The sequence below is a fragment of the Colwellia sp. MB3u-4 genome (assembly GCF_014077065.1).
In the GTDB taxonomy this organism is placed as follows: domain Bacteria; phylum Pseudomonadota; class Gammaproteobacteria; order Enterobacterales; family Alteromonadaceae; genus Cognaticolwellia.
Genome location: NZ_JACGVE010000068.1, coordinates 174,185 through 186,073, shown reverse-complemented (window position 1 = coordinate 186,073; position 11,889 = coordinate 174,185). Strand labels below are relative to the sequence as shown.

The window sequence follows — 11,889 nt, the reverse complement described above, 5'->3', positions numbered from 1 at the left end:
ATTCCCCCCCAAACAAAACTTTTCACAGCCAGTAAAAATCAAACCAAATTTTTATGGTGCACAATTTTTAATCACAGTTACACTTAAAAGTAGCTCCGAAATAAATCCTTAAACAATAAGTCCTTAAACTTAGCAGGTTACGGCGTAGACTAAATATCCATCACCAAATTTATCAGCTGTTTCAGGAAGATAATAGCCATGTCTAATAAAATACTAGTCAGTTTTGTTTTTTTACTTTTAATCGCATGTAACAACGATCGAAAAAATGTCGCATTAGGTACATTAGAACGCGACCGCATTGCTCATACCGCCACCGTTAGTGAAGTGATCACCGACTTACCTGTTAGCGCAGGTAGTCAGGTCACTAAAGGCATGATACTGGTAAAGCTTGATGATGACTTACAAAAAGCGTTAGTTGCCAAAGCACAAGCACAGGTGCAACAAGCACAAGCAAATTTAAACAAAGCGCATAATGGTGCTCGTGCAGAAGAAGTTGCTGCGGCACAAGCTAATGTGGCTGGCGCTAAAGCGGCATTAATACAAAGTAAGGCAAATTACACCAGAACACAAAGCCTGATAAAGTCTAATTTAACCAGTCAAGCGACGCTTGATAATGATCTAGCGTTGCGCGATGAAAGTTTAGCTAGGCTTAACAGTGCCAAAGAGCAATTACTACAATTAGTTAATGGTACCCGCATTGAAGATTTAGCCATTGCTGAAGCTGTGTTAGCAAGTAATATTGCGATGTTAACCAGCGAACAAAAAAATCTCAGTAATTTAACCATTACCGCAAAACGTGATGGTATTTTAGATAACTTACCGTGGAACTTAGGTGAACGCGTCACTGTAGGTAGCCCAGTGGCTATTGTGCTTGCGGGTAAAGCACCTTTTGCGCGCGTTTATATTCCTGAGCCTTACCGCGTTCATGTCCATATTGGTGATGAATTATCTGTCTACGTTGACGGTTTAGCGCAACCGCTACTGGGTCATGTTCGCTGGGTAGCTACTGAGCCAGCATTCACCCCCTATTACGCACTTAATCAAGCCGAGCGCGCTAACTTAATGTACTTGGCTGAAATTATACTGCCTGACAACGCCGCTGATTTACCTAGTGGCATTCCTGCACAAGTAGTCTTACCCAGTAAAGTTTCACGACAAAAAACCTCCCTAAGTGAGCGCTAATGGCTGAGTTAGCGATTGATGCCAATAATTTAACCCATAAATTTGGCTCTGTGACCGCGGTTTCTTCATTGAATTTACAGGTAGAAAAGCAACGTATTTATGGCTTTCTTGGTCCCAATGGCTCAGGAAAAACCACCGCGATTCGTTTATTTACCGGTTTATTGAAACCTAGTGCTGGCACAGTTAACGTCTTAGGTTGTCATTTACCTAAAGATACCGAAAGCTTACGTCGACAAATAGGCTACATGACACAAAAATTTTCTTTGTATGATGATTTAACCATCAAGGAAAACATGCAGTTTATTGCTCGCGTTTACGGTTTACCCCCCAAAGAACAAAAAGCTCGCCTCGATGAACTCATCAGTATTTATCAATTAGAAAAACTTAAAAAGCAATTAGCCGGCAGCTTAAGTGGCGGACAAAAACAACGCTTAGCACTGGCGTGTGCGGTAATGCATAAACCTAAGTTATTATTTTTAGATGAACCAACATCTGCGGTAGACCCTGAAAATCGTCGTGAATTTTGGGAGCAGTTATTTGATTTATGCGATCAAGGCATCACTATTTTAGTATCAACCCATTATATGGATGAAGCTGAACGTTGCCATAAATTAGCTATTTTAGACAATGGCATTAAACGCGCTGATGATTCACCGGCACAATTAATGGCTGACATGCCGGCTAATGTGATTGAAATATCAACCGACAATCTTAGGCAACTAAAACAACAATTAATTGCCTTACCTGAGGTAGTTTCTGCATCACAGATTGGCGCTCATTTACGGGTATTAATCAATAAAAGCATTGTTGACCCTATCGCCTTTTTAAAGCATAGCCGTATTATGTCTAGCAAGGCAGAACTCAACATCGTTAGAGCCAGTCTTGAAGATGTTTTTGTCTTATCAACAAGCAACAAGCTTATGCCAGCATCACAGGTCAGTAAGGCTCAGTTATGATGTCCTTATTGAGAATTCAAGCCATTGTTATCAAAGAATTAATTCAACTTAGACGTGATCGAATGACCTTTGGCATGGTGATCATGATCCCCTTAGTGCAATTGTTATTATTTGCTTTTGCCATTAATACCAATATTCGCCATATCCCCGCCGGCATAGTCGATCAAAGCCAAACTGCCTTAAGTCGTGTCTTACAACAAACCGTTGCCGCGACGAGTATGGTTAATTTTATCCGCCATTATCATTCGTTACCCCAAGCGCAAGCCGCCATTGACCGAGGCGATGTGCGGGCGGTATTAATTATCCCCAAAGATGTTGCTCAGCGCTTAGTTCGCCATACTAGCATTGGCTTTGGATTACCCCCCGCAAGCGATGAAGAAACCAGCCGCCCTATTGCCCAGTGGTTAGTTGATGGCGCTGACACCGCAATTGCTAGCAGCATAAAAAGTTTACGCAACATGCCCTTAGCCGGGTTATTAGACAAGCCGGTGAATCGTAATGTCCCGACCTTTGAAGTCACTTTATTATATAATCCTGAACAACGTAGTGTGGTCAATACTGTGCCTGGTTTGGTGGCGATTATACTCACCATGACCATGATCATGTTCACCTCAGCCGCGATTGTACGAGAGCGAGAGCGCGGTAATATGGAGCTATTAATTACCACACCCTTAGCCTCGATTGAGCTCATGATAGGGAAAATATTTCCTTATATTTTTATTGGCGCTATTCAAGTGAGCATTATTTTAGGCTTAGGACATTTCTTTTTTAACGTGCCTATTAATGGCAGTTTATGGCAATTAACCTTCGCCACTTTACTCTTTATTTGCGCTAGCTTGGTGTTAGGATTAGTTATTTCTACCTTGGCAAAAAACCAACTGCAATCGATGCAAATGACGGTGTTTATTTTACTGCCTTCGATATTATTATCCGGTTTTATGTTTCCTTACGAAGGTATGCCAGAAGTAGCGCAATATATCGCTGAGGGTTTACCTGCCACGCACTTCATTCGATTAATTCGTGGGGTAGTTTTACGTGATGTTGCGGTAGTAGATATGACTTTTGACATGTTATGGCTAATGGGCTTTACCCTGCTAGGCTTAATGGCGGCGGTACTGCGATTTAAAAAGACCCTAGATTAGCGATAAATCTATCAACTGATCAACTTAAGCTATCAATAAAAAAACCCCTGTTGATTATAATCATCAACAGGGGTTTGCATTAGCTTTTTACTATAAGATATAAGCTATGGGTGAAATAACTCAGTAAAAGCGTAGAGCCTAGCTTATACCAATCTCACTAATTATCTGATCATTTTTACTGGTTAAAATAACCCACTACTGCGTTATTTATTTAATAATCAGAACAACTAGTTATTAAAATAAATACCTTATATTTGGCCATTTTTCCTGCGTATAAAGTAGACCACCTAATTAATAAAATTGGTATTACTTATATTGGTACGAGTACGAGATAAGCACTGCTCACGCCATTATTTATTGATATCACAAGCAGGTATCAAATTAGGCTTCTACTTGTAAAATAACTTTATCGGCTTTACTCGTATAACTTTCCATTTGATGAAAGTTCAAGTAACGATAAGTATCAGCAGCTGTTGCATCAATTTGTGACGCGTATTGCATGTACTCTTCAACCGAAGGTAGCTTACCTAAAATTGCCCCCACACCGGCTAATTCTGCCGAGGTTAAATAAACATTAGCGCCATTACCTAAACGGTTAGGGAAGTTACGTGTCGAGGTTGAAAGCACAGTTGATTTTTCTTCAACCCGTGCTTGGTTACCCATACACAGTGAGCAACCTGGCGTTTCCATCCGTGCGCCGGCTTTACCATAAATACTATAGTAACCTTCAGCCGTAAGTTGGTCTCTATCCATTTTCGTTGGCGGAGCCACCCATAAACGGGTCGGTAAGGTTTTGCCAAATTTCTCAATCAGTTTACCTGCCGCGCGAAAATGGCCAATGTTGGTCATACATGAGCCGATGAAAACTTCATCAATGGCAACTCCCGCCACTTCTGATAATAATCTCGCATCATCAGGATCATTGGGACAACATACAATAGGCTCTTTAATATCGGCTAAATCAATGTCAATAATGTGCGCATATTCAGCATCACTATCTGCTGCCATTAATGAAGGATTAGCTAACCAAGCTTCCATGCCTTTAATACGACGCGTAATGGTGCGAACATCACCGTAACCTTCACTGATCATCCACTTCAACATCACAATATTAGAGTTTAAATACTCGCTAACCGCGGCCTCTTCTAGCTTGATAGAACAACCGCCCGCTGAACGCTCAGCTGAGGCATCTGACAATTCAAAGGCTTGCTCAACCGATAAGCCTTTAAGCCCTTCAATTTCTAAAACGCGACCAGAGAATTCATTAATTTTACCGGCTTTTGCAACGGTTAATAACCCCTTTTTAATACCGTAATAAGGAATGGCGTGCACTAAGTCACGTAAGGTAATACCAGGTTGCATTTCACCTTTAAAACGCACTAAAACTGACTCAGGCATATCCAATGGCATAACACCGGTTGCCGCCGCAAATGCCACTAAGCCAGAGCCGGCAGGAAATGAAATACCTAAGGGGAAACGGGTATGAGAATCACCACCTGTACCGACAGTATCAGGCAGCAACATACGGTTTAACCACGAGTGAATAACGCCGTCACCCGGGCGAAGCGAGACACCACCACGATTCATCATAAAATCAGGTAAGGTGTGATGAGTCACCACATCAACCGGTTTAGGGTAAGCCGAGGTATGACAAAAAGACTGCATGGTTAAATCGGCAGCAAAGCCCAAACAGGCTAAATCTTTTAACTCATCACGGGTCATTGGCCCAGTAGTATCTTGCGAGCCTACGGTCGTCATTTTAGGCTCACAGTATTGACCCGCGCGAACACCAGTAACACCACACGCTTTGCCAACCATTTTCTGCGCTAAAGTATAACCTTTAGTCGAAACAGCAGGGTCAACGGGTGTGGCAAATAAATCTGTTATCTCCAAACCTAATGCTTCACGCGCACGGCCGGTTAAACCACGACCAATAATCAAAGGAATACGTCCACCAGCGCGCACTTCATCTAACAATACTGCGCTTAATGTAAATGTTGAAATTACCTCACCAGCGGCATTTTTAACTACGCCTTCATAAGGATAAATGTCTATCACATCACCCATATGCATTTTTTGCACGTCTAATTCAATCGGCAAGGCACCTGAGTCTTCCATGGTGTTATAAAAAATAGGGGCAATTTTACCGCCTAAACAAATACCACCACTGCGCTTGTTTGGAATATAGGCGATATCGTCGCCCATAAACCAGAGCACTGAGTTGGCGGCCGACTTACGTGAAGAGCCCGTACCGACAACATCACCAACATAAGCCAATGGAATGCCGTCTTTTTGCATTTCTGCCAGTTGCGCGATAGGACCCACCACACCATCTTCGTCAGGTGTAATACCTTCACGCTCAATTTTAAGCATGGCTTTAGCATGTAATGGAATGTCAGGGCGAGACCAAGCATCAGGTGCCGGTGACAAATCATCGGTGTTAGTTTCACCGGTGACTTTAAAAACTTTAACGGTAATTTTTTCCGCTACTTTTTCTTTACTGGTAAACCATTCGGCATCAGCCCAAGACTGCATCACTTGCTTGGCCGCCGCATTGCCCGCTTCAGCTTTTTCTTGCACGTCATGAAATGCATCAAACATTAATAAGGTATGGGATAAACCTTTCGCCGCAGTGGCCGACAATTTATCATGGTCTAAAAGCTCAATCAGGGGTTGAATATTATAACCGCCCAACATGGTGCCTAATAATTGTGTTGCTTGTTCAGAGCTTAAAATTGCTGAAGTCACTTCACCGCGAGTAACCGCCGCTAAAAAACCGGCCTTGACATAAGCCGCGTCATCAACACCGGCGGGTATGTGGTTGGTTAATAAGTCGATAAGAAATGCGGCTTCACCTGTGGGTGGATTTTTAATTAATTCGACTAATGCTGCGGTTTGTTCCGCATCTAACGCTTTAGGTACAAGACCTTCAGCGGCACGTTCTGCTATATGGTTGCGATATTCTTGAAGCACGATATTCACCTAATAAGATAAGTGATACTTAATATGACTTTTGGTTGGACTCGATAATTTGATTATCAAGGCTAGGACAGCACTGTTAAGTATCTGAGATTAAAATTTAATGTTCTATCTATTGATGTTCTATCTATTGATGGTTAGGTCAAAATTAAACAGCGTCAATAGATGCTTACTATAACTAACCTCTAATATAGGAAATTATCAGCCGCTAGCAAATTAGACTTTTCTACTAAGTAATACAATTGCCGTGCTTTTTTATCCTGCTAACAACAGATAATAACTAATAACAACACCAACATAAGCAATATAACTATATCTTCTATTAACTATAACAGTGATGAATAATGCTTATTTAATCTAATGATTCGTAGTCAGCATAAAATCAGGTAAACTAGGGGGTATAATTTGTCCTGCTAATAACAATGATTAACAAATGTTATTAGCAATAATATCGCTAAAGAAGAGAGAATTTAATGAGCCTGTATCTAGAATATATAGCAGAGATTGAAAATCGTAAAAACGAATTAGCACTAGCACCTAAGCCTATAGATGGTGCTGAGTTATTAGCTGAAATTATCGAACAAATTAAAGATCAAGATAATGAGCACAGAGCTGATTCACTTAATTTCTTTATCTATAATACCTTGCCAGGTACCACAAGTGCCGCGGGTGAAAAAGCCAAGTTCTTAAAAGAAATCATTCTGGGTGAATTTGTTGTTGCTGAAATCTCAGTACCCTTTGCTTTTGAATTACTTTCTCACATGAAAGGTGGTCCTTCAGTAGAAGTGCTACTTAGCTTAGCATTTTCTGACGACTTATCAGTGGCAAAACCTGCAGCAGAAGTATTAAAAACCCAAGTGTTTTTATATGAAGCAGATACTGCTCGTCTTGAAGAAGCATTTAAAGCCAATAATGCCATTGCCAAAGACATTCTTGAAAGCTATGCAAAAGCTGAGTTCTTTACAAAGTTACCAGAAATCGCAGAAAAAATTGACCTAGTGACTTATATTGCTGGTGAAGGTGATATCTCAACAGATTTATTATCTCCTGGCCATCAGGCTCACTCTCGTGCTGACCGTGAATTGCACGGCCAATGCATGAGCACTCCAGAAGCTCAAGAAGAAATAAAAGCATTACAAACTAAATACCCTAGCGCGAAAGTCATGCTTATCGCAGAAAAAGGCACTATGGGTGTTGGTTCATCTCGTATGTCGGGTGTTAACAACGTGGCACTGTTGGCAGGTAAACAAGGCAGTCCATACGTACCTTTTATTAATATTGCCCCTGTGGTTGCTGGTACTAATGGTATTTCTCCCATTTTCTTAACGACAGTAGATGTCACTGGCGGCATTGGTCTTGATCTTAAAAACTGGGTTAAGAAAGTCGATGCAAGTGGCAAAGCTGTTGTTGACGAAAATGGCGATTCTGTACTAGAACAAGCTTACTCAGTAGCGACCGGCACGGTATTAACTATCGATACTAAAGCGATGAAGCTATACAACGGCGACAAAGAGCTTGTTGATGTATCTTCAGCGTTTACACCGCAGAAAGTAGAATTTATGAAAGCAGGCGGTTCTTACGCCGTTGTCTTTGGTAAAAAACTTCAAACTTTCGCCGCTGAAACCTTAGGTATTACAGCGCCAGCAGTTTTTGCACTTGCCAAAGAAATGTCAATTGAAGGTCAAGGCTTAACGGCAGTTGAAAAAATATTCAATAGAAACGCGGTCGGTGTAACCTCTAAAAATGCCTTACATGCAGGCTCTGATGTTCGTGTTAAAGTCAATATTGTTGGCTCTCAAGACACAACAGGCCCAATGACATGCCAAGAGCTAGAAGCAATGGCAGCGTCAACTATTTCTCCAATCGTAGACGGTGCTTACCAATCAGGTTGTCACACAGCGTCTGTTTGGGATAGTAAAGCAAAAGCTAATATTCCTAAGCTGATGAGCTTTATGAATGCTTTTGGCCTTATCACTGCGCGTGACCCGAAAGGTGAATACCATGCAATGACTGACGTTATTCACAAAGTGTTAAATGATATCACGGTTGATGACCGCGCCATTATCATTGGCGGTGACTCACATACGCGTATGTCAAAAGGTGTAGCCTTCGGTGCCGATTCAGGTACTGTTGCACTGGCACTTGCTACAGGTGAAGCGTCTATGCCAATCCCTGAGTCAGTAAAAGTGACTTTTAAAGGTCACATGAAAAAATACATGGATTTCCGTGACGTTGTGCATTCAACGCAAGCGCAAATGCTTAAGCAATTTGGCGACAACGTTTTCCAAGGTCGTGTTATTGAAGTACATATTGGTACTTTATTAGCTGACCAAGCTTTTACTTTTACCGATTGGACTGCAGAAATGAAAGCAAAAGCTTCAATCTGTATTTCTCAAGATGACACCTTAATTGGTTCACTTGAATTAGCGAAAAAACGCATCCAAATCATGATCGACAAAGGTATGGAAAACGCAGCGAAAACCCTTAACGGTTTAATCGCTTTAGCTGACCAACGTATTGCTGGTATTAAATCTGGCGAAACACCAGCATTAACACCAGATGAAAATGCTAAATATTACGCCGAAGTCGTTGTTGATTTAGACCTGATTGACGAGCCTATGATTGCCGATCCAGATGTAAATAACGACGATGTGTCTAAGCGTTACACGCATGACGTTATTCGCCCTGTTTCGTTCTACAAGGATAAAACGGTTGATTTAGCTTTTGTGGGTTCTTGTATGGTACATAAAGGTGATATGCAAATTATCGCGCAAATGTTCCGTAATATTGAAAAGCAAAATGGCAAAATTGAATTCAAAGTACCTTTAGTTATCGCGCCACCAACATACAACATTGTTGATGAGCTTAAAGCGGAAGGTGACTGGGAAATACTACAGAAGTATTCTGGTTTCGAATTTAACGATGCTGTGCCTAAAAATACCGCCCGTACTAAGTATGAAAACATTATGTACTTAGAACGTCCTGGTTGTAACTTATGTATGGGTAACCAAGAGAAAGCTGAACCTGGTGATACCGTTATTGCAACGTCAACACGTTTGTTCCAAGGTCGTGTTGTAGCCGATACTACTGAGAAAAAAGGTGAGTCATTATTAGGTTCTACGCCGTTAGTTGTACTGTCGTCTATGCTGGGTCGTTTCCCTACCTTGGCCGAGTACAAAAGCGCTGTAGACGGTATTAACCTAACAGACTTTGCTCCGCCGCTTGAAGCATTAACAACGCCAGCATCAGTTGCTGTTAAAATTGCTGATCCTAGCTAGGCTCATACCTTTTAAGAGCTGAAAGCAAATAGCTAAAAACGATTAAGCAAAAGGGCTAGTTTACCATGCGGTAAAGTAGCCCTTTTTTTATGTCTATTCAGTAATTATTATTTGCTAACACCAGTTTCATTCATTATCTGCTCTACTTTATAGGCAGCGAAAACAACCCAATATAAGCTATTTACGGTACTCACGAGTTGTTCTAATTATTAAAAAAATAACGCAGTAGTGCGTTATTTTAACCCAGTAAAATAATCCTAAAATTAGTGATATTGGTAAGACTATATTATGAAGCAGGACATTCAATATTAGCTGATAAAGACGGCATGATCATATTAGGAAATGACAATTTATCATCAAAGCGCTCAACACCTTCTAGCACTTCAATTTTAAAACCATAACTTTTGCATAGTCGTAATGATTGGCGCATAAGAAAAGTGGCTAATTTACTAAATTCTGTACTCTGTTTGGTGATGACTTGTAGGTGGTATTTACCATTTTTTAAGTCAGTTTGTTTAAATTGTACTTGATGGTCAAAGTCCCACTGAGAGGCGCCGTTGGGGGTATTAATATTGTTCGCACATGCCGTTAACAACAGAGCTAACAATAGGCACATTGATTTTTTCATCATCTAAATCTCCTTATAAATAAAAATTAATTTTAGCCTCAGCCGTAATACCTGTTCCACTTAAAAATGCAGGCTAGTGTATTTTTAAGTAAAAACATCGTAAGTATAATCACAGATAAAGCCTATGGCTATAGCCAAAATTAAAACACAAAAAAGCCAGCAGTGTTGCTGGCTTTTCAATTAATGCACTTAACAGTTAAGTTAAAGCTTACATTAACTAATTATTTTTTCTTTTTCACTGCTTTCGCATTCGGTAAATCAGTGATTGAACCTTCAAAAATCTCTGCCGCTAGGCCGATTGATTCATTTAAGGTTGGGTGAGCATGAATAGTTAAACCAACATCTTCAGCATCTGCGCCCATTTCAATCGCTAAACAAATTTCGCCTAGCATTTCACCGGCGTTGATACCGACAATAGCACCACCTAAAACACGGCCAGTTTCTTTGTCGAAAATCATCTTAGTTTTACCTTCAGTGCGCGCAGAAGCAATAGCACGTCCAGAAGCAGCCCAAGGGAAGTTAGACACTTCAACATTTAAACCTTGCTCTTTTGCTTCACGCTCTGTTACGCCAGCCCAAGCCATTTCTGGGTCGGTATAAGCCACTGATGGAATACAACGCGGTTCAAAAGTATGTTTCTTACCAGAGATAACTTCAGCAGCGCAATGCCCTTCATGTACCGCTTTATGCGCAAGCATAGGTTGGCCAATAACATCACCAATAGCGAAGATATGAGCAACGTTAGTACGTAACTCATTAGTTACGTTGATAAAGCCACGTTCATCAACATTAACACCCGCTTTATCTGCAGCAACTAAGTGACCGTTTGGCTTACGGCCAACAGCCATTAAAATTTTGTCGTAACGTACTGGTTCTTTCGGGGCATTTTTACCTTCAAAAGTAACATATAAGCCGTCATCTTTCGCGTCAACAGCAACCACTTTGGTTGACAACATGATGTTGAATTTTTTACTGTTAAACTTAGTGTAAGCTTGAACAATATCTTTATCGGCAGCTGGGACTAACTGATCAGCAAACTCTACCACTGAAACATTTGAGCCTAAGGCTCTATAAACTGTACCCATTTCTAGGCCAATAATGCCACCACCAAGTACTAACATTTCACCGGGTATATCTTTCAGCTCTAAAGCACCGGTTGAGTCGATAACACGTGGGTCTTCAGTAGGTACGAAAGGTAAATTAACTACTGATGAACCTGCGGCAATAATCGCATTATCAAAAGTGATCGTCGTTTTGCCATCAGCGCCTTCTACTTCAACGGTTTTATCTGAAGTAAATTTACCGTAACCAAATACCGTTTTAACTTTACGTGCTTTAGCCATACCGCCTAAACCACCAGTTAATTGACCAACAACACTTTCTTTCCAGCCACGAATTTTGTCTAAATCAATTTTAGGTGCACCAAAAGTAACGCCATGAGATGCCATTGCTGCTGCATCGTCAATAACTTTAGCTACGTGTAAAAGTGCTTTTGATGGGATACAACCCACATTCAAACACACGCCACCAAGCGTTTCACGGTTTTCAACTATCACTACGTCTAAACCTAAATCTGCTGCGCGAAATGCTGCTGAATAGCCGCCAGGACCTGCACCTAAAACTACTACTTGAGTTTTAATATCGTTACTCATGCTAACCTCAAAAATTTATGTGTTTATTGCTGGTGTTGCCAGCCTATATTTGCCGAGCTTTTATTAACAGCA

At 40.9% G+C, this 11,889-nt stretch carries 7 protein-coding genes; 4 read left to right on the top strand and 3 right to left on the bottom strand.

Features of this window, described 5'->3' with window-relative positions; genetic code table 11:
• The first annotated feature begins 198 nt into the window (after positions 1–198).
• Genes H4J61_RS04530 through H4J61_RS04520 form a run of 3 tightly spaced genes read left to right on the top strand, consistent with a single transcriptional unit; the run spans position 199 to position 3,280 of the window.
• The gene (locus tag H4J61_RS04530) at positions 199–1,182 is read left to right on the top strand and encodes an HlyD family secretion protein (protein WP_182184021.1); all 984 of its coding nucleotides are present in this window, start codon (positions 199–201) and stop codon (positions 1,180–1,182) included.
• Positions 1,182–2,138, top strand: coding sequence for an ABC transporter ATP-binding protein (locus H4J61_RS04525; protein ID WP_182136452.1), 957 nt, complete (start codon positions 1,182–1,184; stop codon positions 2,136–2,138). The genes H4J61_RS04530 and H4J61_RS04525 overlap by 1 nt, the downstream gene beginning before the upstream one ends.
• Positions 2,135–3,280, top strand: a complete 1,146-nt coding sequence (locus H4J61_RS04520) for an ABC transporter permease (protein WP_182184019.1) — start codon at positions 2,135–2,137, stop codon at positions 3,278–3,280. The genes H4J61_RS04525 and H4J61_RS04520 overlap by 4 nt, the downstream gene beginning before the upstream one ends.
• 381 nt (positions 3,281–3,661) lie before the next feature.
• Here H4J61_RS04520 and acnB read toward each other — a convergent pair whose 3' ends face one another.
• Positions 3,662–6,253 carry a bifunctional aconitate hydratase 2/2-methylisocitrate dehydratase gene (acnB, locus tag H4J61_RS04515; protein WP_182184016.1) on the bottom strand — a complete coding sequence of 864 codons (2,592 nt, stop codon included), beginning with the start codon at positions 6,251–6,253 and terminating at the stop codon, positions 3,662–3,664.
• Between the two features lie 479 nt (positions 6,254–6,732).
• Here acnB and H4J61_RS04510 point away from each other — a divergent pair, with 479 nt between their 5' ends.
• Complete coding sequence (locus tag H4J61_RS04510; RefSeq protein WP_182184014.1) at positions 6,733–9,537, top strand: bifunctional aconitate hydratase 2/2-methylisocitrate dehydratase; 2,805 nt, start codon at positions 6,733–6,735, stop codon at positions 9,535–9,537.
• 286 nt (positions 9,538–9,823) lie between these two features.
• On the opposite strand, the gene H4J61_RS04505 is transcribed toward H4J61_RS04510, so the two are convergent.
• On the bottom strand, positions 9,824–10,168 hold the full coding sequence (locus H4J61_RS04505) for a hypothetical protein (protein ID WP_182184012.1): 345 nt from the start codon (positions 10,166–10,168) through the stop codon (positions 9,824–9,826).
• 218 nt (positions 10,169–10,386) lie between these two features.
• The gene (gene lpdA / locus H4J61_RS04500; protein ID WP_182184010.1) at positions 10,387–11,817 is read right to left on the bottom strand and encodes a dihydrolipoyl dehydrogenase; all 1,431 of its coding nucleotides are present in this window, start codon (positions 11,815–11,817) and stop codon (positions 10,387–10,389) included.
• Positions 11,818–11,889 lie beyond the last annotated feature (72 nt).